This window comes from Staphylococcus sp. HMSC057A08, from assembly GCF_001812925.1.
GTDB lineage: Bacteria > Bacillota > Bacilli > Staphylococcales > Staphylococcaceae > Staphylococcus > Staphylococcus hominis.
Genome location: NZ_KV810853.1, coordinates 82,079 through 104,118, shown reverse-complemented (window position 1 = coordinate 104,118; position 22,040 = coordinate 82,079). Strand labels below are relative to the sequence as shown.

Below are 22,040 nucleotides of genomic sequence, written 5' to 3'. Positions count from 1 at the left end.
GACATATTGTCATTCAGTTTTCAATGTTCATTTTAACAATTACATTTATTTATTATATCAAATACTAATTATTCTTGTCAAGAACTTTTTTATTTTTCTTTTCTTGAAGTTAATTAATATTTCAACAAATAATATCTTATAATAAATTGTTTTTATAATCAATGGTCAAAATTACACTTTTTTAACATTGTTTTAAACTAATTTACTTTGCGTTTTCAAACAATATCTTTTGTTTTTGACGACTTTTATATAATAGCAAGATTATTATTGAACGTCAATGGATTTTATAATATAAAATCGTTTAATATTTCACATCAAATGTATTCATTATCTTTAATGAGTATTTTTTTATTTAATATTTATCTTTTAAATTCTTTAATTACTTATAAACAAAAAAAGCAATGACATTAAAGTCATTGCCTAACTTTATTCTTTGTTTTTACATTCTTCACACAATCCATAAATTTCCATTCGATGATGTGTTACGTCAAAGTTTGTAACGTGTTGAGCTAATTGTTCAATTTCATCCAATTGAGGATAGTGGAAATCTACTATTTTACCGCATCGTTCACAAATAACATGATAATGATTATGAGTATTAAAGTCGAACCTACTTGATGCATCTCCATAAGTCAATTCTTTTACAATACCTATCTTCTTAAATACTCTTAAATTATTGTAAATTGTCGCAACACTTATATTAGGAAAATCAGGTGAAAGTGCTTGATAAATTTCATCCGCTGTAGGATGTGTATGTGAGCTAATTAAAAATCTAACAATAGCTTGTCTTTGAGGCGTGATACGAACGCCTGACTTTCTTAATGCTATTATAGCTTGTTCAAGTTCATGTTCAATTGATTCTATTTCTGCACTCATCATTTTCACCATCTTTCTACTTTATAATTATTATTATCTTATTAATAATATAACTACTTTCATACGGCATTGTCAATTATTCCATAAGTTTTATATTAATAGCCATCTTTTAAGTCTACTACGTTCTCACTTATTTCTTCTTTATTGAGAAAACGAGTTAGATTTCTTTCAAATATTTTCGTTGCTTCCTTTTTATTTTCTTTATCATTACCAGTTATATGTGCAGTAATTGTCACGTTATCTAAATCATAAAGTGGATGTTCTGATTCTAGTGGTTCATTTTCGAATACATCCAAGTAAGCATGACGTATTAATTTTTCTTTAAGTATTTCAATTAAATCGTGTTCTTCTACTATAGTTCCTCTACCTACATTAATAAATAAAGTATCTTCCTTCATTAATTGGAAATGATGTTTGTTTAATAAATGATATGTTTCTTTGGTTTCTGGTAACGTATTAATTATTATATCCGCTTCTCCTAATAACTTGTCTAATTCATTTATCTCATATGTTTGATTAAATCCTTCTTTTTGTTTTCCTGTTTTACTTGCACCTATTATTTTCAATTCGAAAGGTGTCAATAACTTTACAGTATCTTGAGCAATAGCTCCAGTACCTAAAAATAAAATTGTTTCATCCTTTAAACGTTTACCTGTCAAAGTACTATCATAAATATGCTTTTGTTGATTAATAAATGATGTTTCCATTTTTTTATGATCATTTAATATAAAAGTTAGTATATATTCTGAAAGTTGCTTTGATTGTATTCCTCTAGTATTGGTTAAAATTATTCCTTTATTCTTAATGTACTCTAATGGTAGATTGTTTACGCCTGTTGCATACCATGCAATCCACTTTAAATTCGGACAAGACTTTATAAATCTTTCATTAATCTCCCCGTCATATCCTATCAATACCTCGAGTTCTTTTTTGTCATTATCTGGAATATTATCTGCTTTATCATAAAACGAAAATGAAATATCAGGATACTTTTCTATTAATTCATTTTCTATATTACCTAAACGTTTCAAGCTTACGATTTTCATTTATCTCACTCCAGCATTTGTTTTAATTCATCTATTTGTGTTTTAACTTTTACTTTTTCAATGATATTTGTAATATATCCCGCTTCATCTATTACAAACGTTGTTCTCACTATTCCCATATTTTCTTTTCCAAAACTTTTCTTCAAACGATATATTCCTACTGCATTCGATAACTTAAATTCATCATCAACTAATAAATCAAAATTCAAATGATGCTTCTTAATAAAGTTTTCGTGTTTTTTTCTAGAATCCCCGCTAATACCATAAACTTTAACTTTCATATCATTAAAGTATTGTATATTATCTCTAAAGTCACATGCTTCTGTTGTACACGTTGGTGTGTTATCTCGTGGGTAGAAATATAATATTGTTTTTTCTCCCATAATGTTTTCATTAGTAATTAATTCTCCATTTTGATTCTCTAATTCAAATTTTGGAAAAAGATCTCCTATTTTTAACATCGTATCACTCATTTCTTCATATTATAATTATTATGTTACGATAGTAACGAATATTATTAAATAAGAAAGGTTGATACTCTATGAATTTCACTGAAAGTGAACGTCTCCAAAAGTTATCAAATGAATATATTTTAGGTGGAGTTAATTCTCCTTCACGCTCTTATAAAGCTGTTGGCGGAGGTGCTCCCGTAGTTATGCGTGAAGGTCATGGCGCTTATCTTTACGATGTCGATGGAAATAAGTACATTGATTATTTACAAGCATATGGTCCCATAATTACTGGCCATGCTCATCCTCATATTACTGAGGCTATCCAAGATCAAGCGGCTAAAGGGGTTTTATATGGTACACCTACTGAACTTGAAATTGATTTTAGTAAAAAATTACGAGCAGCTATTCCTTCATTAGAAAAAATTCGTTTTGTTAATTCTGGAACAGAAGCAGTAATGACTACAATTCGAGTTGCTAGAGCTTATACTAAAAGAAATAAAATCATTAAATTTGCGGGTTCTTATCATGGCCATTCTGATTTAGTATTAGTTGCTGCAGGAAGCGGACCTTCTCAATTAGGTTCTCCGGATTCAGCTGGTGTACCTGAAAGTGTCGCTAGAGAAGTCATTACTGTACCTTTCAATGACATTGAATCTTATAAAGAAGCCATGTCACATTGGGGAGATGAAGTAGCGGCTGTATTAGTAGAACCTATTGTAGGTAATTTTGGTATGGTAAAACCTCAACCAGGCTTTTTAGAAGAAGTTAACAACATCACTCATGAGCATGGAGCTTTAGTGATTTACGATGAAGTCATCACTGCTTTCCGCTTCCATTATGGCGCTGCACAAGATTTATTAAATGTTTATCCAGATTTAACAGCATTTGGTAAAATTGTTGGTGGTGGATTACCAATCGGTGGCTACGGCGGCCGTCAAGATATCATGGAACATGTCGCTCCATTAGGCCCAGCATACCAAGCAGGAACAATGGCAGGTAACCCACTTTCAATGAGGGCAGGTATTGCATTACTTGAAGTTTTAGAGCAAGATGGTGTATATGAAAAATTAGATGCTTTAGGTAAACGTTTAGAAGATGGTTTAAATAAACTTATTGAAAAACATCATATTACTGCGACAATTAATCGTATTTATGGATCTCTAACACTCTATTTTACAGATGAAAAAGTAACACATTACGAACAAGTAGAAAATTCTGATAGTGAAGCATTTGCAAAATTCTTTAAACTTATGCTTAACCAAGGTATTAATTTAGCACCTTCTAAATTTGAAGCATGGTTCTTAACTACGGAACACACTGAAGAAGATATTGATCAAACATTAGAAGCGGCTGACTATGCCTTCAGTCAAATGAAATAATATTTAAAATTTAACGAACCTAAGAATGTCATATCGTAAATATACATTCTTGGGTTTTTATATATGCGTATACTTGTATAGTTTTATTTGTTGAGTGTATACTAATTTAAAAATACATTAAACTATAAACTTGTTATTTAAAGGAGCGTTGTATTTGAAATTAGGCGCACGTATACTTAAAACTGGAATTGCTATCATTCTCGCCCTTTTTATCGCTTCTTTTTTACCTGATAATGTTGGTTTGAAATCTGTAGCAGGAATAAGTGCTATTTTTGCAATGCAACCTAATATATATCGTTCAATGAAAACGATATCTGAACAAGCTACAGGTAATTTAATCGGTGCTATATTAGCAGTGATTATGGTAACCATTTTTGGTAAAAACATTGTGATTATGGGTATCACAGTCATTTTATTAATCGCCATTTTATACAAATTAAACTTGGCGCATGTAGCAACATTAGCAGGTGTCACTGCGTTAATCATTATGGGGCAACATACAGGATCGTTTTATCTTGTAGCTACATTTAGATTTATTTTAGTAATGATTGGAGTTTTAAGTGCTTCACTTGTAAACCTAGTATTCTTACCTCCAAAATTCGAAACTAAAATTTATCATAATGCGGTTAATATTTCTTCCGACATATTTATATGGTTTAAACTTGTGATTAATGATACTTCTGAATATCATCAGATAAAAGAAGATGGTGAACAGTTAGAATCTCGCATTATAAAATTAGAACAAATCTATGATTATTATCACGAAGAACGTACGTTTACAAGAAAAGCTGCTTTCCAACAAAATCGTAAAAAGATATTATTTAAAGAGGTCGTTGGAACAACTCGACAAGCTTACGAAGTATTAAACCGTATGGCTAGATATCAAAATGATTTGCATAATACAAATCATCATTTATTATTTCAAATTAAATTAGAGTTAGATTCGTTAACAGCGTATCACGAACAAATTTTAAAAAGTTTATCAAAAAAGGCGCGTTATAATGTAGATGATTTTGATAATCAGATTTTAAATCCTCAAAAGAAAAATCTTATGGATGCTTTTCAATATCAATTAATTCAAAATCCATATCAAGTAGAATATTCATATTCGAATATCATGCAAATTATCGCAGCTATTGAAGAATATCGATATCATTTAGAGCATTTAGATAGACTAAGATTAAGTTTCTTTACGTATCATCGTAATGACACAGATATTGAAATTCAAGATGAAGATTTTGATTTATAAAAATTAAATATCAATACTAAAAAAGACAAACTTAACTATCAAAGTTAAGTTTGTCTTTTTTAGTAGTCATTATTTAGTTATAAATCTTGAATGCTATATAGATGTTCGTATTCACCTTTTTTAGCAATCAGTTCTTTATGTGTACCAGTTTCAACGATTTGACCATGCTGCATAACAATAATTTTATCTGCATGTGTGATTGTTGATAATCTATGAGCTACAATAAGTGTAGTTCTATCTTTACTTAAAACATCTAATGCATCTTGAATAATTGCTTCACTTTCTAAATCAAGTGCGCTTGTCGCTTCATCTAAAATTAATATAGGTGGATTATTTAAGAAAATACGCGCAATAGATAAACGTTGCTTTTGACCACCAGATAATTTTACGCCACGTTCTCCAACTTCAGTATCATAGCCATTCGGTAAATTCATGATAAAGTCGTGCGCATTTGCCATTTTAGCTGCTTCGATTATTTCTTCTTCAGTAGCATCAGGACGTCCTAATAAAATATTCTCTCTTACTGTATCAGAAAATAAAATATTGTCTTGTTGAACAAGTCCAATTTGATTTCTCAAGCTTCCTGTTAAATAATCTTTAATATTACGACTATCGATCAAAATTTCACCTTCACTTACATCATAGAAACGTGGAATAAGATTAATAAGCGTAGATTTACCTCCCCCGCTCATACCAACGAATGCTACTGTTTCACCTTTATTTATATTTAAATTTATATTTTTTAAAACTAAAGATTCATCTTCATTATATTTAAAGCTTACATTTTTTAATTCAATATGTCCTTCTTTTATTTCAATAGGTTGTGCACCTTTTTTATTTTTAATGTCATAGTCTTCATCTATTAATTGAAAAATACGATCCATAGAGGCGAAACTTTGCGTTAAAGTTGTGAATGAAGAAACTAAACGTCTTAATGGTCCGAATAATTGTTCTAAATATCCTACAAAAGCTGCTAAGGTACCTACTGTAATTGAACCAGTAATTGCTAAATATGACCCTACTCCAATAACAATGATAGGACCTAAATCTGTGACTGTATTAATAGCTGCAAATGAATAGGCATTCCATGAAGTATGTTGAAACGCTCTACTTAAAAAGTTTTTATTTTTTTTATCAAAGTTTTTCGCTTCATTATCTTCAATTGCAAAGCTTTTTATTACAGACATACCTTGAACACGTTCATGTAAAAATCCTTGTACTTCCGCTAATGCTTGTGAACGTTTACGTGTTAATTTTCTTAAACGTCCAAAGAAAAAATATACTGTAAAGACATAAAAAGGAAAAATAATAATTGCTGCAAGTGTTAATTTAATATCTAAGAAGAACATAATAGAAAGCGCAATAATAATCGTTACACAGTCTAACCAAATATTCATTAACCCAGTTAAAATAAAGTCTTTCGTTTGTTCTACGTCATTAATTACTCTCGATATAACTTGTCCCACTTGATTATTTGCATAAAATCGGGCACTTAAGGCTTGTAAATGGTCATACAATTGCTTACGAATATCATATAAAATTTTATTACTCGTCCATTGTGCTAAATATTGTCGAAGGTATTCAATTGGCGGGCGCACAATTAAAAATATAAATAGAGTAATACCTATCGCTATAGCAAGATGATGGAATTTTTCATTGGTGGTTAATGTACCATTATTAATTACACCATCAATCGCATATTTAATTAATAATGGGATTAACATTGGAATACCAAATTTTATAATCCCAATAATAATCGTTGCGAAAATACGATATTTATATGGTTTGACAAATTCTAAATATCGTCGAATCACACTGACTCCTCCTTAATTTTATTATCAAAAATTAATAGAGGTTGAACCCTCTATTCATAAACTCATTTATTTAAGAATAGGCAAGTAGTTTCAACCTCTTATTTATTACTCAAGTACTATAAACTAATTAATTACTATTTGCCTCAATTATGCTTAGTAATTACGAATTTTTTTATATCTTTGTTTCCATACTTTTATAAAGTCAGGAGCAAAAGGACCTTTTTTTTGTTCTATCCATTGTTGTAAAATGTCTACATTTCTTCTTAGTATTACGTCTATTTCATGAGGATAATTCATTTGTTTCATATGTTGTTCATATTCATCCTCATCTAACAAATGATATTTACCATTTGGATAAACTTTAATATCTAAATCATAATCAATATATTTTAAAGCTTCTTCATCACATACAAAAGGCGAAGATAAATTACAATAATAGTAAATACCATCTTCTCTAAACATGCAAATTACATTAAACCAATACTCAGCATGAAAGTACACGATTGCAGGCTCTCTAGTAATCCATGTACGTCCATCACTTTCAGTTACTAAGGTATGATCATTTCCACCAATGATGACGTGATCTGTTCCTTTTAAAATCGTTGTTTCAGACCATACTCTATGAATATTTCCATCATGTTTATAGCTTTGGATTTTTATATTTTCGCCTTCTTTAGGTATGGATTCTTTGACCATACTCCACACCACCTTTTAAAGTTTTTACAATTCGAATTATACCATATTTTTTTAAACTTCTTTAAAGAGATATAGAGAGATATTATATTTTTCTATTTACCAACAATAAACTCATAAATTTTACTCATTGATACTGGGAAAGAATAATCATCTCGATTTTCTAAATCAAACCATTCCATAAAGTCTGGTAATTGTGCTGAGTCAATATTTATATCTTCAATCACACTATAAACATTTAAATTCCAAGTTTTATGTGTAAACTGATGCTTTAATTGAAATATTATGTTCTCAGATAAAGTTAATGAATGGTTTAACTTATTTTCTAGTTTTTGAATCCCATTCGGACTTTCAAACATTGGAAATTGCCACATACCATTAAGTAGCTTTTCTTGACGTTTTTCAATCAGATATTGACCTTTCTGATTTCTGACTAAAAAAACCTCCTGATTAATTATTTTCTTAGCTTGTTTTTTAGTTTTGATAGGTAAATCTAACGTAGTTCCTTTTCGAAACGCTTCACAATTTTCCTGTACTGGACAAAATAGGCATAACGGATTCTTAGGTGTACATATTGTTGCACCTAATTCCATCATTGATTGATTAAATGTACCCGCTTCTTCTTGTACAAAAGGTTCAAGCTCTTTTTCAAATGATTTTCTAGTAGATTGTAATTTGATATCACGATGGTCATTATTAAGTCGAGTCCATACTCTAAAGACATTTCCATCTACAGTAGCTAAAGGGCGATTAAAAGCAATACTCATTACAGCTGCTTGAGTATATGGTCCTACTCCTTTTAATTCACCAAAAACTTTAGGGGATGATGGTACTTCCGCATTATAATTATGGTGTACTTCTTTAATTGCTGTATGAAAATTGCGGGCACGGCTATAATATCCAAGACCTTCCCAATACTTTAATACTTCATCTTCTTTTGCTTTACTTAACGCTTCAATTGTAGGAAATCGATGAATAAATTTATTGTAATAATCAATGACCGTTTTAACTTGTGTTTGTTGAAGCATAACTTCACTTAGCCATATATAATATGGATTAGTCGTTTCCCTCCAAGGCATTTCTCGTTGATTTTTCTCAAACCATGTCACAATATTATTTTTAAATGTCGTTTCATTTAACATTAAATTATCCTTTCTCTTACATAAAAAAATGTATAAGTTATAATACTTTCTAATATTTGATAAGTATCTTAATTTTGTTATTCTAATTTTTAGATTATAATATATATTAAATCAAGATGAAAAGAGTGAACTTTTATGGATACAGCCACTCATATTGCTATCGGCATTGGACTAACTGCTTTAGCTACACAAGACCCAGCAATGTCACATTCTATGACAGCTACTGCAACAACTTTAATTGCGGGTTCTTTAATACCTGATGGCGATACGGTTTTAAAATTAAAAAATAATGCAACTTATATTTCACATCATCGTGGTATTACGCATTCCATACCCTTTACGATTTTATGGCCAATATTACTTGCTTTTATAATATATGTTATCTTTCCACATGTAGATGTGACTCATATATGGATGTGGGCTCAGTTAGCGGTCTTTTTACATGTTTTTGTAGATATCTTTAATTCATATGGTACACAAGCACTTAGACCTATATCAAATAAGTGGATACAACTCGGTGTAATCAATACATTCGATCCAATTATTTTTTTAATATTATGTATAGGAATCACGCTATGGTTATTAGGCGTTCATCCATATCTAGTGTTCTTTCCAATTATTGGCGTTTTAATTATTTATTATATCGTTAGATTTAAAATGCAATCAATAATCAAATCTCAAGCGTTGAAACACATTCATGATGAACATCATCCTGTGAAAATTTTTGTTGCACCTACTATGAAATTTATGAAATGGCGTGTAGCGATTCAAACTGAAAACTATGATTATGTAGGTAGAGCTTATGGTCGTAATATAACGTTTAGCGATAAAGTAAAACGTCAACAATTTTCACCCGATACACTTTTATGGCAAATAAAAAGTAATCCTGAAATAAGAACGTTTCTAAAATTCTCTTCTATCTATCGTTGGCAAATACGTAAACTTGATGATCAAACAACTGAGATACGATTGATAGATTTACGTTATCTAAATAAAGGACATTATTCTTTTGCAGCAATTGCACATCTTACTCAAGATCAAAAAATTGACCATTCCTATATTGGATGGGTATTTACAGAAGAAAAACTTCAAAAAAAATTGTACTCTCATTAATTCATTAACTTTAACTATAATTTAAACAACCCCTAGATGACTTATTGACAGTCATTTAGGGGTTATTATTATAACATCATTAAAATATATGTTATTTATAGCGATTCACTCATATATTAAATATATTCATATTTCTTATGAGCAACAAGTCGAGTTAAAATAAAATTGATAACTCCAATTAATACTAAAAAAGCAATAAAATAAATATGATACACAATATTGTACATATTTACAGATCCAAAAACAATTGAAGTTGATAATCCGTCAATCAAATAATATAATGGATTAATTTTTAATATTTGATCAATCATATTTGCCTTATTATTAGGTATAAAAATGATAGGTACTAAAAAGAATAACATCATTATTGCTATCACATAAAATTTAAATACTTTTTTACTTATTAAAGTCAATAAACCTAATGTTATTGATATAAAAACAATAAATATAATCGACATTAGTATGAAATAAACAAAAGATATCACCGATGTTTCAAGGTTTACTGGCTTAAAGATTGACGTAATCAATGATAAAACACAGATGATTATAGCCCCTATCAGTGCATTAAGGATGGGCGTAATAATAGGTGTGAGTTGAAATGATTTAGCAATAAGATAATCATAATTATATAATTTGAATGATTTATATATAATATAAGCAATGGTTACAAAAGTATAGAACGCAATCATTCGATATATCCATTGGGCCTTTTCAATTTCTTCGGTATTAAATAAATACATCACTCCAATTATGATACTAATGATAATTAATTGTATTAAAAATAAAATCACATCATATTTCCAAGTCTCTTTTACTTTTGCTTTAGCTAAATGTAAAAGAGATGGAAAATGTTTAAAATATAATATTAACGTATCTATCATGTTTACACCTACAATTCGATATAAATCCATTTACTATTTTTCATATCTGCAATTAAATATCCATTACTTAATTTTGAAATCCATACATTACCTTTAATATTAAATTTACGCTCTAATTTTGATTTATCTACTATAGGAAATACAAAACCAGTTAACTTATCCTCATCATTAAATAACATTTTAATAGGTTGTTGTGTAATAGGCACCACAAATCGTTGATCTTTTTCAGGAACAAGCGTCTTTTTCACTTGCTTATGTGGTTTATGTAATTGAGTATTAAAATAATCAACATACTTACTGTAGTTTGACTTCATATAAGGCGCTAAAGTACTAAATTTATGTGTTTCATATAATGCAGCAGGATTAAAATAATAAATTTTGTTCTTACCTACTTCATATGTATCATCATCGACAATTAAGCGATATTTTGAAGCACTTTCTCCAGTAATCGTCACAAAAGAATATTTTGGCATTTCAATATCTTGATGATTAGATAATGTCACTTCATCATGTAGAATAATTCCATAAGAAAGTTTATTTTCAAAAGGATCCGTGTCTTGATTTTGAACTTTCTTCTGAGATTCGTTGATAGGAATTTCAATTTTTCCTATATTATTCACTACTAGTGTGCCAAGTAACACTAAGACGATTAACGTTGAAACTAAAAGCGTCCAAAATTTAACTATAAAATCCGGAACTTTAACATGTTTGTATCGTTCGACTCTTTTAAAGTTATAACTCATTTCCGGCAATCTACTTCTACTTTTCTTCCAATCTAAATCAAAATTCTTAAGTGTTTCTTCATCTTCGATACTTAATCTATCTCTTTCATGATCATTAAATACCGGTAAAACGTCATTTAAATACCCTTCCATACGCACTTGTCCGTGAGAAATCCATGTAACATAGTTACTCACTTGAGATATTTTAGAAATATCATCGTCTACAAATATAATTGATAAGTCATTAGACACATAGTCTTTTGAAAGTTGTTTTGCCTTATTTAAAAAAGCTTCATCAAGATATTCGAGAATATGACTTAAAATAATAATTTCTGTTTTACAAACTCTTGCAACACTTAAAATCAATTGCGCATACTCAGAGTGACTAAGTTTATTCACTTGAATCGAAGATTTATCATCTAAATGCGCATATTTAATAATTTGATCGACAATATGTGAAGACGTCTTGTAATTAAATAAGCATTGTGTTTCTTCAATATAACTTTTAACAGACATATTTAATAAATGTTTGTTTTTTATATCTCCATAATAAATACTTGCTGATTGTACAACTTTCCCTCTATCAGGTGCAATATCTTGGGCCATAATTCTTCCAATCAATGTTTTGGATGAACCAGGTTCTCCTATAAGTGCAAGGGCTTCTCCTTGATAAATGTGTAAAGATATTTTATTTAATTCTATGTCTTCCGCGCCATATCCAAACGGCAGATACCACTTTCTATTCTTTTGGTTTCTATAGTATTGTGTAACATTTAATAATTTTAAAACGATTGAACTTCCCATTTGTGTTACATCCTTCTAAATTTTTAATAATGCAATGGGTAAACCCTCTTCAGGATTCGTACTATTTATTCTATAACCCCAAGCAAAAACCCCTTTTAAACGTTCAACTTTAAAGTATTGTTCACTACCATCATTTAATTTATACATTCTGCCAATGTTAATTTTAGAACGATCGACTAAATAACTCTCAGCTACAATGACTTTACTTTCATAAACATCATATTCATTCATTATGCCATTCATTTCAGCTTTACGCATTTTTTCTTTACATAATTGTATTTCATGTCTCAATTCCTGTTCAGACATTTCACTTAATCTTTTGTCACTCATCTAAAATACCACTTTCTGCTAATTTAATTTTTATTTTATCATAATTATATCCTTTTCTCATAAGTGCTTCTATTGTTTTCATTTTTAATGTATTACCGTCATGTTTACGACGTTGCTTATTATAAACTTTTTCTAAATCCTTTTGTAATAAGTCATCTAGCACTTCTTCGTCTTGAGCAAAGTCTAACTCATTAAGTACATTTTGTGCAGTTTCTATTGTATATCCTTTTTGGATTAAGCTATGCATTACTTTTTGCTTTACTTTAACAACAGGACCTTTTTTAGTTTTCATTATTTTTTTAGCAACATGAATGATAGATTCTATAGGTTGCTCTTCTTCATATCGTTTAACATATCTATCTATAATATTAGGTTCTACTCCAACTTGGTATAGTTTTTGTTTAAATACTTCAGGTCCTTTATCTGTTGTGTTGATCATTGTATTTTTTAAACTTTCAGCGTAATCTTCATGATTAATATATTGCTCTTTATAACAATATTCAATCACTTTTTGTACTGTCATTTCATTAATATCATTCTTTTTCAAATAATCACTAACTTCTTTTTCAGTTCGTTTTTTATATGATAAATATTGTATTGCCATATTAATCCCTAGACGATAGTGTTCGTATTTTTGAATTTTTTCCATTTCTGCAGCATCTATCATTTGGTTCTTTTTCAAATTGAATTTAACGAGTGTATCTATATCAATTCCCATTTCAAATGCTTCATCAAGAAAGAGATTAAATCGTTCTTTATTATTTTTTTGAACTTCTATTTTAGTAATTTTCGGCATCATTATTCTCCTCATACTAATTAAAAATTGTATTTTAATAATATATTTATTTTATAACAGAAAATCTAACATATATAGTATTTGATATTAAAAAAGAGCGAAATGGAAGTTTATTTATTCTCATTCTCACTCTTAGTTTATATTCAATTAAATTGTTATATTACTATATTAATAATTATTAAGTTGCGATAAGGCTTCTTGATATTGACTGTCAGAAATATAATTCTGTTGTCGCATTTTTTCTAAATTCACTTTAATTCGATTCTTGAAATTATTTGATACGTTATTAATATCATATACACTTGGGGCATTAACTTTACTTGCTAGCATTGCACTTTGTAATACAGTAATAATCGGATAATAACTATTATTTTGATTTGTAGTTGCACCAAAATAATAATTTGCTGCACTTTCAATATCATATTGATTATTACCATAGTAAATATTATTCAAATAAAAACTTAATATCTGATTTTTACTATATTGCTGTTCAACTTTATGCGCGACAAATAATTCTTTTAGTTTACGTGTAAATGAACGTTCATTATTGTAATAATAATTTTTTACAGTTTGTTGAGTAATGGTGCTCCCACCTTGTACATCATGTTCACCAATCGTTGAAAATAATGCACGTGTTGTCCCTTTTATATCGAATCCATGATGTTTAGAAAAACGTTCATCTTCCATAGATATAAATGCGCCCTTAACATAATTCGGCATATTGTCTGATGATACAAAATTACTCTTATTTTCAATCGTTTGTAAATCATCGACATTCGCTCTAGATGATAAAAAATACATTAATCCAGTAAACAAAGCAAATATAATAATAAATATAATAAGCATTCTTAGAAAGAGCCGTTTACTTTTCTTCTTTTTCGGTGGTGAACCCACAGGTTGATAATAGGTATTATAATGAGGCTCATTTTGATCATAAGTTGTTTTCTCTTTTGGATAGTTATCTCTTTGTCTTCTTTTCATGGGTTTGCTCCTTTACTTAAAGGTCACTCTATAATTGAGAGTTTAACAGTAAGTGTTATTTTTATCTATATATACAATCAAAAATCAGTCTCAAGGTGTATCATTGATTTTTATATCTCTGAAATTTCCAAGTTACTTTAAAGAAGATAGAGAGGAATTATTTAAATTTGGATAAGAGGATTTAAAAAACGATATTAAGTTCATCAATATATACATGCTTAAAAGTAACATTTAAAACATATTTTCTCCATTTCTAGAAAACAAGAAAAACAAATCAATCAGATGCTTATGAATTGACACGACTTGTAATGATACATTCTCAGTTTCATTGGAGTCTATCCAAAATACAGTTATATTGTAATTCAATCATCGACTATCAACACATTAAAAATGCCTGAGACAATTATATATGTCTCAGGCTCAAATATAACTTTCAAAAAGTTATTTTAAATTAATCATTTAATTTTTTAACGATTTCTCTATTGAAATCATCTAAATCATCAGGTACACGACTTGTTACAATATTATTATCAACTACTACTGATTCATCAACAACATTGGCACCTGCATTTGATAAATCTTTACGAACATTTAATACTGCAGTTAAAGTGCGACCATTTAAATCATCAGTATCAATTAGAACTTGAGGTCCGTGACAAATAGCAAATGTTGGAACATCATTTTTAGTAAAGTATTTTGCAAATGTTCCATAACGTCCTTCTGCATCTCCACGTAAATTATCTGGAGAGAAACCACCAGGAATTAATAATGCATCATAATTTTCTGGTTTAGCATCAGCAATACTTACATTTACTGTAACTTTTTCGCCATGTTTCCCAACAACTTCAGCGTTCGCAGTATCTCCAATAACTTCAGTTTCAAATCCTGCTTCTTCTAATGCTTCTTTAGGACTTGTTAATTCTATATCTTCAAATTCATCAGCTAAAATAATTGCTACTTTTTTAGTCATAACCAAAATCACCTTTTCTTTCGTTTTATTATATTTAATATATAGACAAATTTAAGATGGTTTAAACATAAATATTAAATTTAGTTAAAAACTTTTTCATACTCCACAATTACTTAGAAACTAACTTAACTTTTTCTTCTAATTGATCTAATAATCCAATCCATTCATCAATATCTTTTACACTTACTTCATCAGGATTAACGTGGTCAATATCTTCTAAAAATTTAGACAATCTTGTTTTAATTTGTTCAATAGTTTGTTTTTCATCCATCGGAATTTAACTCCTTATATATAATATTTTTAGCTTTTATTCATAACTATCCTAACAAAATTTGACAAAAAGAGATATAATTCTAATAATATTTATTGTAATTTTATAAAGAAGAATGTTTTAAAAGTTTAGGAGTTTTTATAATGACAACATCAAAAATTAAACAAGCAATCTCAATTTATAATGATCCGTGGGAAGCTTATAATGATATTAAACAATTCGATCAACTCACTTTGAGTAATGTAGAATTTACCACAACAAATTTATGTAATATGAGATGTAGTCACTGTGCAGTTGGTTATACATTACAAACAAAAGATCCTGATCCATTACCTATGAATCTTATTTATCAACGTTTAGATGAAATTCCCAATTTACGTACTATGTCGATTACAGGTGGAGAACCTATGTTTTCAAAGAAATCTATAAATAATGTTGTTAAACCATTATTGAAATATGCGCATCAAAGAGGCATATATGTGCAAATGAATTCTAATTTAACGTTACCTCAAGATCGATATCTAGAAATTGCTGAATATATTGATGTCATGCACATTTCTCATAATTGGGGTACCATCCAAGAATTTGCAGAGGTGGGCTTTGGCGCAATGAAAAAACAACCTCCTTTAAAAGCAAAGTTAAAATTATATGAACAAATGCTAGATAATGCTAGTACATTATCTGACCAAGGGATGTTTGTTTCAGCAGAAACAATGTTAAATCAAAATACCCTACCACATTTAGAAAACATACATAAAGAAATTGTTAATGATATGAAGTGTAGTCGTCATGAAGTTCATCCTATGTATCCAGCAGATTTTGCAAGTCAACTCAATGTATTATCATTAAAAGACATGAAGCAAGCTATTCATCATTTATTAGACATTCGTGATAAAAATACTTGGATGTTATTTGGTACTCTCCCAATCTATCCTTGCATAAACGATGAAAATGACCAAGTTTTACTTGAACGATTAAGAAATGAAAAAAATATTACTGTTCGAAATGACCCAGATGGCCGTAGTCGCTTAAATGTAAATGTATTTAGTGGGGACGTTATTGTAACAGATTTTGGTGATGAAAACGGAACAATTTCTAATATTAAAAATGATAAGCTCACAGATGTATTTGATGCTTGGTTATCAACAGATTTAGCAAAATCTTTAAATTGTCATTGTGAAGCTTTCCAATGTTTAGGACCAAATGTATTAGTTAAAAATATGTATTATCCAAATACAAACTTTAGAGAAAATGAAATCGCAATGCACACTGAACATAGTTTTCAATAAAATTAAAAGAAACTGGGACATAATTCCTAGCAAAATAGCCAGTAAATGAGTTTATTATAAATTCATTTACTGGCTTCTTTCTTTATAATATTGCGTATTGTTGGCTCGCTTTTTTAGAAGACAACTTCAGTCTGTAATCTTCAGCTTATCCTATTCGCTGCTCAAAAGTCTCACCAAAATATCTAGTCTTTATATAACTTTACATTGACATATGTTTTTAAAAAATAAGGCTCTTTCGTATCATTTAATGCCAATACATATAATTTATATCATATGTATTGACATTTATTATAAATCCTAAATATTTTCTATGTGCTGTGCTTCAGATAAAAATTCAATCGTTCTTTTACTGTCTTCGCGTCGTTCTTTTCTTCGTTGAACACGTTTTGGTGCCCCTTCATAGAACCACTTTTCTATTTTTGTTTCAGGGTACACCTTAGGAATACGTGTTGGTTTTCCATTTTCATCTAGGGCAACAAATGTTAAAAAGCTCAATGCTGCTAAATGCCTTTCCTTATTTAGCACATCTTCAATAATAATTTGCACACAAATTTCCATTGAACTTGACCCTGCATAACTTACCATTGCTTCATAAGACGTAATATCCCCTGTTTTTATAGGCCTTAAAAAATCCACCGAGTCGGTAGAAGCAGTAACCACTTGTGCATTCGCATGTTTCATAGCTGTAATTGCAGCTATTTCATCAATATTAGCCATCAATGATCCACCAAACATTGTATGGTGATGGTTAGTATCTTGAGGAAATACTTGTCGTGTTTTAATACTTTTTGATTCAGACATAGATTTTTTATTAACTTGAGAATTTGACATACTTTATTTCTCCTATTCCTAATTTAAATGAGTCATTGTGCCCAATTCCCATTTTCGAAAACTAATTCTTTAGAGCCGTCTTGTAAAATACCATATATCGTTAGATCTGAACTTCCAATCATAAAATCCACATGAACATTAGAATCATTTAACCCACTTGCTATTTTTTCTTCAGTAGACATTTCTGTGCCACCTTTAATATTAAACCCGTAAGCTGAACCAATAGCAAGATGACAAGATGCATTTTCATCAAATAAAGTATTATAAAAGATAGTATTACGATTTGAAATTGGCGAATCATCTGGAACTAGAGCAACTTCTCCTAATCGCTTAGAGCCTTCATCTGTGCTAATTAAATCTTTTAAAACTTCTTCACCTTTTTCTGCTTTAACATCGATAATTTCACCATTTTTAAATGTTAAAGTGAATCCATCAATAATATTACCATTATAACTTAATGGTAATTTATTAGTTACATAGCCATCTACATGATTTCTATCTGGTGCAGTAAATACTTCTTCCGTTGGGATGTTAGCAATAAATGGTTGTTGATTTCCATTTACATAGCTTGTTGCATCTTCCCAAATATGTCCTTTTGGTAGTCCTACTGTTAAATCAGTGCCTTCAGACATATAATGTAATGCCTTATAATTTTTTTCTTGAAGTTTATTTGCATGTACACTTAGAGATTTCACATGTTGCTCCCAATTTGTTATTGGGTCATTTCCATCCACACGTACAATTTCGAATACTTCATCGATAAATTGACTGTATGCTTCTTCTTCAGGCAAATTAGGATATACACGTTTTGCCCATGCTTTAGATGGAAATGCAGCTACTACCCATGGAAATGCATTTTTTTGGCTACCTTCCATATACCCTTTGAATGCTTGTCCATAATTAAACTGAGACGCTTTTAATTTTTCTGCATCAATGCCATTTAATAAATCTGGATCACCGGAAATAAGTGCTAAATTCGCTGCTCCTCTACGAGCATAATCCATACGCTCTTCAACATCATAAACTTTAACAGCATGATTTTCAAAATAATCAACAGCTTCATTTTCATATTTTAAGCGTTCTAAAATAGGATCTGTATATACCACTCTTACATCTGAAGCGCCTTCTTGATAGGCTACTTCGACAATTAAGCGCGTTAAATCTATAGTTTCTACAGATGTTCTGATAAATACAGGCTGATTTTGTTGAACGTTCATACCTACTTTTACTAATAATTCTGCATATTGTTTTAATTTGTCTTGATAATCTTGATTGGCCATTTAAATTCTCCTTACTCGTGACGTAAATTACCTAATTCATCAGCAATTGCTGTAATTTCACTTGGTGAAAATGAATCTTTAGACATAACAAAATCATGAATATCTTTAATATCCTTTGTATCTGTATCTTTAAATTTTTCTGGATTAATTAAAGATTGATTTACAATATTTAATTTTTTTCGAATATTTTTAATCATTTGTTCATTATTCTGTACCATTTGTTTCACCTCTTTATTATCATATTTTATCAAAGTATAAAAATTTATTAAACTTTTATAGAAATTAGTAAAATTATGACTTTATAAATGTTAAAAATAACTATAAAATAGTTTATATATTAAAGTTTGGAGGAGTACAAGATGGTAGATGTAGCTTTTGTATGTCTTGGAAATATTTGTCGTTCTACAATGGCTGAAGCAATCATGCGTCAACGATTAAAAGAACGCGGTATTTCTGATGTTATTGTACATTCTAGGGGTACTGGACGTTGGAATTTAGGTGAACCTCCTCATCAAGGTACTCAAAAAATTCTGAAACAACACCATATACCTTTTGATGGTATTGTTAGTGAATTATTTGAACCTGATGATGATTTTGATTATATTATCGCTATGGACCAAAGTAATGTGAATAATATTAAATCAATTAATCCCAATCTTAAAGGTCAATTGTTCAAATTGCTAGAATTTAGTAACATGGAAGAGACTGATGTGCCTGATCCTTATTACACAAATAATTTTGAAGGTGTATATGACATGGTACAATCATCTTGTGACAATTTAATAGATTTCATCGTTAAAGATGCTAATTTGAAAGAGGGGTAACTAAAATGGAAAACAAATTTGTTCCAGGTATTATTATTGGTGCTATCGTTGGTGGAGTTGCTACTTTAGCAGATAAATCAACACGCAATGCATTAGTACAATCATTCAAAGACATTAAAGAAGGTAATCGTTCTCGTAAACCTTCTAAAATTACTTCAATTAAAAATGAAGTATTGTATTGGAAAGATACGATCGAAGAAATTCGTCGTAATAATCCAGAATTAGAAAAATCAATTAAAGATGCTAAAGATACATTTGTAAATCGTAAAAACAATCGTCTTAGCTAATCAAATATAATTGACAGAAAATAAAGGCAAAATTCCTTTTTACTTAGGTAGTTTTGCCTTTATTTTAGAATTAATTTTTAAGGAGACGTCTATGTCAAAAAAAAATCAATCAAACTCTAAGTACCTTAACTCTATTAAGGAAAAAGAGACAGAAAATAAAGAGAAAATAAAGGTTGATCGTACATACGTAGAACCTCAGGAATTTCAATCAAAGAATCCTAAAAAAGATAAACAAGTTTTTTTCGTTTCTAGATTGAATAAACCTGCAAAATACACTAAAAATTCTAATTTTTTATCTTATCTTATTTATCGTATTGGTAAAGATGATGCTTCAGGTTTAGCGGCTCAAATGACGTATCACTTTGTATTGGCTTTATTCCCAATGTTAATCTTTTTATTAACTTTATTACCATTATTCCAAATTGATCCTCAGCAAATTAAAGACTTAGTTAGTCAAAATGCTCCTGCCGAGACTGCTGACGTTGTTACTAAAATTTTTAAAGATATTACAAGTAACTCTAGTGGTAGCTTATTATCAGTTGGTTTGATTTTAGCTATTTGGTCAGCATCAAATGGTATGACAGCAATTATGAATTCATTCAATGTTGCTTATGATGTTGAAGATGCTCGTAATCCTATTGTTCTTAAATTATTAAGCATTTTGTTTACAATTGTTATGGCTATTGTATTAGCTATAGCTCTAACATTACCTACATTTGGTAATTTTATTAAAGATCATCTATTTGGTCCGTTAGGTTTAGATCAACAAGTCGCTTGGATATTTGATTTAGTGCGTATATTGTTACCACTTATTGTTATTATTATTTTATTCTTAACATTATATTCAGTAGCACCTAACGTTAAAACTAAGTTTAAATCTGTATATCCTGGCGCAATCTTTACTTCTATTGTATGGTTATTAGGATCATTTGCATTTGGTTGGTATTTATCTAACTTTGGCAACTATTCTAAAACATATGGTAGTCTTGCTGGAATCATCATTTTATTACTATGGATTTATATTACATGTTTTATTATTATTATTGGTGCTGAAATTAATGCAGTTATCCACCAAAGACATGTTATTAAAGGTTCTACACCTGAAGAAGCTGCCTTAAAACATGATGATAATAATGAAAATCACTACAATGAAAATACAAAATATGAATACGATTCTACAGCATCATCTAAATATGAAAAAAATTATGATGTGGATCCTACACCAAATGATAAACATAGTGAACAAGAATCTTTTGTTGATAAAATTAAAGATAAATTTGATAAAGATAATAATAAATAGCTATAGAAAAGAAAATATCTAACGAAAAAACTCCTTATGAGATAGTCATTTTTAGACCTCTTTATAAGGAGCTTTTTTATTATTGAATTAAATTATGTTGGAATGCATAAATAACCGCTTGTGTTCTATCTTGTACCTCTAGTTTACTTAAAATATTACTCACATGTGTTTTTACTGTTTTAATTGTAATATGTGAAGCACTGGCAATTTCTTGATTAGAATAGCCTTTAGCAATTAATAACAATATTTCCATTTCACGTTCAGTGAGCATTTCATATAATTCTGCTTTCTTCTTCATTCTATTTCTCATTTTTACTAAAACTTCTGGCTCAAATACAGATTCTCCACGATATGTTTTTCTAACTGCTTCTGCAATATCACTTGCGCTTGTCGTTTTTAATATATAACTATCAACCCCTGCATCAAGTGCCCTATATACTTCTTTATCTTCTATAAAACTTGTTAACATGACTACTTTGATGTGAGGCAAATCTTTTTTTATTTGTGTCGTCGCTTCTACACCGTCCATATCATTCATTAACAAATCCATTAAAATTAAATCAGGATTTAACGTATGTGCTTTTTCAATTGCCTCTTTTCCTGATGATCCTTCCCCTACTACTTCAATATCAGATTGAGTAGATAAATAACTTGAAATACCAATTCTAACCATTTCATGATCATCTACAAATAATACTTTAATCGTCATA

24 protein-coding genes are annotated in these 22,040 nt (G+C 29.3%); 7 read left to right on the top strand and 17 right to left on the bottom strand.

Annotated features, from left to right (window positions below; genetic code table 11):
- Window positions 1-426 precede the first annotated feature (426 nt).
- The 3 genes from perR to HMPREF2881_RS04605 form a co-directional block, all read right to left on the bottom strand.
- Window positions 427-876, bottom strand: coding sequence for a peroxide-responsive transcriptional repressor PerR (gene perR / locus HMPREF2881_RS04615; RefSeq protein WP_017175209.1), 450 nt, complete (start codon window positions 874-876; stop codon window positions 427-429).
- Window positions 877-971: 95 nt separating this feature from the next.
- Entirely contained in the window at window positions 972-1,922 is a 951-nt protein-coding gene (locus HMPREF2881_RS04610) for a phosphoglycerate dehydrogenase (RefSeq protein WP_002488386.1), read from the bottom strand.
- Between the two features lie 5 nt (window positions 1,923-1,927).
- Complete coding sequence (locus HMPREF2881_RS04605; RefSeq protein WP_002488387.1) at window positions 1,928-2,383, bottom strand: peroxiredoxin; 456 nt, start codon at window positions 2,381-2,383, stop codon at window positions 1,928-1,930.
- Window positions 2,384-2,463: 80 nt separating this feature from the next.
- Here HMPREF2881_RS04605 and HMPREF2881_RS04600 point away from each other — a divergent pair, with 80 nt between their 5' ends.
- Both HMPREF2881_RS04600 and HMPREF2881_RS04595 read left to right on the top strand, forming a co-directional pair.
- Window positions 2,464-3,753: a glutamate-1-semialdehyde 2,1-aminomutase gene (locus tag HMPREF2881_RS04600; RefSeq protein WP_002455138.1), complete on the top strand. Its 1,290-nt coding sequence runs from the start codon at window positions 2,464-2,466 to the stop codon at window positions 3,751-3,753.
- Between the two features lie 154 nt (window positions 3,754-3,907).
- Window positions 3,908-5,002, top strand: coding sequence for an FUSC family protein (locus tag HMPREF2881_RS04595; protein WP_002448314.1), 1,095 nt, complete (start codon window positions 3,908-3,910; stop codon window positions 5,000-5,002).
- A gap of 77 nt (window positions 5,003-5,079) precedes the next feature.
- On the opposite strand, the gene HMPREF2881_RS04590 is transcribed toward HMPREF2881_RS04595, so the two are convergent.
- The 3 genes from HMPREF2881_RS04590 to mutY all read right to left on the bottom strand — a co-directional run bounded on the left by HMPREF2881_RS04590 (window position 5,080) and on the right by mutY (window position 8,651).
- Window positions 5,080-6,816, bottom strand: a complete 1,737-nt coding sequence (locus HMPREF2881_RS04590) for an ABC transporter ATP-binding protein (RefSeq protein ID WP_002488090.1) — start codon at window positions 6,814-6,816, stop codon at window positions 5,080-5,082.
- 153 nt (window positions 6,817-6,969) lie between these two features.
- A complete protein-coding gene (locus tag HMPREF2881_RS04585) occupies window positions 6,970-7,512 on the bottom strand; it encodes a nucleoside tri-diphosphate phosphatase (protein WP_002450077.1) in 543 nt (180 codons plus the stop codon).
- 92 nt (window positions 7,513-7,604) lie between these two features.
- Window positions 7,605-8,651 (bottom strand): A/G-specific adenine glycosylase, encoded by a 1,047-nt coding sequence (gene mutY / locus HMPREF2881_RS04580; protein WP_002488054.1) that lies wholly within the window; start codon window positions 8,649-8,651, stop codon window positions 7,605-7,607.
- Window positions 8,652-8,786: 135 nt separating this feature from the next.
- Here mutY and HMPREF2881_RS04575 point away from each other — a divergent pair, with 135 nt between their 5' ends.
- Window positions 8,787-9,764, top strand: coding sequence for a metal-dependent hydrolase (locus tag HMPREF2881_RS04575; protein ID WP_002450068.1), 978 nt, complete (start codon window positions 8,787-8,789; stop codon window positions 9,762-9,764).
- 116 nt (window positions 9,765-9,880) lie between these two features.
- Here HMPREF2881_RS04575 and HMPREF2881_RS04570 read toward each other — a convergent pair whose 3' ends face one another.
- The 7 genes from HMPREF2881_RS04570 to HMPREF2881_RS11645 all read right to left on the bottom strand — a co-directional run bounded on the left by HMPREF2881_RS04570 (window position 9,881) and on the right by HMPREF2881_RS11645 (window position 15,519).
- Window positions 9,881-10,645, bottom strand: coding sequence for a teichoic acid transporter (locus HMPREF2881_RS04570; RefSeq protein ID WP_002488069.1), 765 nt, complete (start codon window positions 10,643-10,645; stop codon window positions 9,881-9,883).
- Window positions 10,646-10,653: 8 nt separating this feature from the next.
- Entirely contained in the window at window positions 10,654-12,171 is a 1,518-nt protein-coding gene (locus tag HMPREF2881_RS04565; RefSeq protein WP_002488056.1) for an ATP-binding cassette domain-containing protein, read from the bottom strand.
- A gap of 15 nt (window positions 12,172-12,186) precedes the next feature.
- Complete coding sequence (locus tag HMPREF2881_RS04560; protein WP_002455132.1) at window positions 12,187-12,501, bottom strand: YfhH family protein; 315 nt, start codon at window positions 12,499-12,501, stop codon at window positions 12,187-12,189.
- Window positions 12,494-13,297 (bottom strand): recombination regulator RecX, encoded by an 804-nt coding sequence (gene recX / locus HMPREF2881_RS04555; RefSeq protein WP_002488055.1) that lies wholly within the window; start codon window positions 13,295-13,297, stop codon window positions 12,494-12,496. The genes HMPREF2881_RS04560 and recX overlap by 8 nt, the downstream gene beginning before the upstream one ends.
- Window positions 13,298-13,465: 168 nt before the next feature.
- Entirely contained in the window at window positions 13,466-14,278 is an 813-nt protein-coding gene (gene sgtB / locus HMPREF2881_RS04550; RefSeq protein ID WP_002450042.1) for a monofunctional peptidoglycan glycosyltransferase SgtB, read from the bottom strand.
- Window positions 14,279-14,729: 451 nt separating this feature from the next.
- The gene (locus HMPREF2881_RS04545; RefSeq protein ID WP_002450071.1) at window positions 14,730-15,248 is read right to left on the bottom strand and encodes a type 1 glutamine amidotransferase domain-containing protein; all 519 of its coding nucleotides are present in this window, start codon (window positions 15,246-15,248) and stop codon (window positions 14,730-14,732) included.
- Window positions 15,249-15,357: 109 nt separating this feature from the next.
- Window positions 15,358-15,519 (bottom strand): SE1561 family protein, encoded by a 162-nt coding sequence (locus HMPREF2881_RS11645; RefSeq protein WP_002450046.1) that lies wholly within the window; start codon window positions 15,517-15,519, stop codon window positions 15,358-15,360.
- 143 nt (window positions 15,520-15,662) lie between these two features.
- Between HMPREF2881_RS11645 and yfkAB the strand changes: the two genes are divergently transcribed.
- A complete protein-coding gene (gene yfkAB, locus HMPREF2881_RS04540; RefSeq protein ID WP_002488050.1) occupies window positions 15,663-16,808 on the top strand; it encodes a radical SAM/CxCxxxxC motif protein YfkAB in 1,146 nt (381 codons plus the stop codon).
- A gap of 297 nt (window positions 16,809-17,105) precedes the next feature.
- On the opposite strand, the gene HMPREF2881_RS04535 is transcribed toward yfkAB, so the two are convergent.
- The 3 genes from HMPREF2881_RS04535 to HMPREF2881_RS04525 are packed head-to-tail and all read right to left on the bottom strand — an operon-like array spanning window position 17,106 to window position 19,137.
- Window positions 17,106-17,639: an acyl-CoA thioesterase gene (locus HMPREF2881_RS04535; protein WP_002488082.1), complete on the bottom strand. Its 534-nt coding sequence runs from the start codon at window positions 17,637-17,639 to the stop codon at window positions 17,106-17,108.
- Window positions 17,640-17,671: 32 nt separating this feature from the next.
- On the bottom strand, window positions 17,672-18,919 hold the full coding sequence (locus tag HMPREF2881_RS04530) for an aminopeptidase (protein ID WP_002488059.1): 1,248 nt from the start codon (window positions 18,917-18,919) through the stop codon (window positions 17,672-17,674).
- An 11-nt stretch (window positions 18,920-18,930) separates the two neighbouring features.
- Window positions 18,931-19,137, bottom strand: coding sequence for a DUF1128 domain-containing protein (locus HMPREF2881_RS04525; RefSeq protein WP_002488079.1), 207 nt, complete (start codon window positions 19,135-19,137; stop codon window positions 18,931-18,933).
- Window positions 19,138-19,278: 141 nt separating this feature from the next.
- Here HMPREF2881_RS04525 and HMPREF2881_RS04520 point away from each other — a divergent pair, with 141 nt between their 5' ends.
- From HMPREF2881_RS04520 to HMPREF2881_RS04510, 3 genes are all read left to right on the top strand, one after another.
- Window positions 19,279-19,743, top strand: a complete 465-nt coding sequence (locus HMPREF2881_RS04520) for a low molecular weight protein-tyrosine-phosphatase (protein WP_002488081.1) — start codon at window positions 19,279-19,281, stop codon at window positions 19,741-19,743.
- Between the two features lie 5 nt (window positions 19,744-19,748).
- Entirely contained in the window at window positions 19,749-20,030 is a 282-nt protein-coding gene (locus HMPREF2881_RS04515) for a hypothetical protein (protein ID WP_002488074.1), read from the top strand.
- A 91-nt stretch (window positions 20,031-20,121) separates the two neighbouring features.
- Complete coding sequence (locus HMPREF2881_RS04510) at window positions 20,122-21,330, top strand: YihY/virulence factor BrkB family protein (RefSeq protein WP_002488060.1); 1,209 nt, start codon at window positions 20,122-20,124, stop codon at window positions 21,328-21,330.
- A gap of 79 nt (window positions 21,331-21,409) precedes the next feature.
- Here HMPREF2881_RS04510 and vraR read toward each other — a convergent pair whose 3' ends face one another.
- Window positions 21,410-22,039 (bottom strand): response regulator transcription factor VraR, encoded by a 630-nt coding sequence (gene vraR, locus HMPREF2881_RS04505; protein ID WP_002450048.1) that lies wholly within the window; start codon window positions 22,037-22,039, stop codon window positions 21,410-21,412.
- Window position 22,040 lies beyond the last annotated feature (1 nt).